Raw genomic sequence first — 386 nt, forward strand, 5'->3', positions numbered from 1 at the left:
TCCAGCGCCTGGAGAAGAACAAGATCATCACCAGCTACCGCGCCGTCGTCGCCCCCAGGGCAGTCGGATTGAACATCCACGCCGTCGTCCGGCTACGCACCACCCACGCGCAGCTGACCCCAGCACTCGCCCTTGCCGCCCAGACTCCCGAGGTCGTCTCGACACTCCGTGTCACCGGCGAGGACTGCCTCCTGCTCGACGTGCACTGCTCTCACGCCGAACGCCTCGAACAGGTCGTGGACTCCCTCGCCCGTTACGGACCCGTCACCACCTCGCTCGTCCTGCGCAGCTACCCGCCCAAGCCGTTGCCGGTGGCACCGTCGACAACGTCCTGACCCGCAACCTCTCAGAACTCCCAACGAAATGATCTTCGAGGCGGTTGGATC

1 protein-coding gene is annotated in these 386 nt (G+C 65.5%); it reads left to right on the forward strand.

Annotated elements, in window-relative coordinates:
• Positions 1-335 (forward strand): Lrp/AsnC family transcriptional regulator (locus OO70_RS50780; RefSeq protein WP_043688454.1); only part of this gene is annotated, 335 nt, incomplete at its 5' end.
• Positions 336-386: the final 51 nt, after the last annotated feature.

This window comes from Streptomyces xylophagus (assembly GCF_000716435.1).
Lineage (GTDB): Bacteria > Actinomycetota > Actinomycetes > Streptomycetales > Streptomycetaceae > Streptomyces > Streptomyces xylophagus.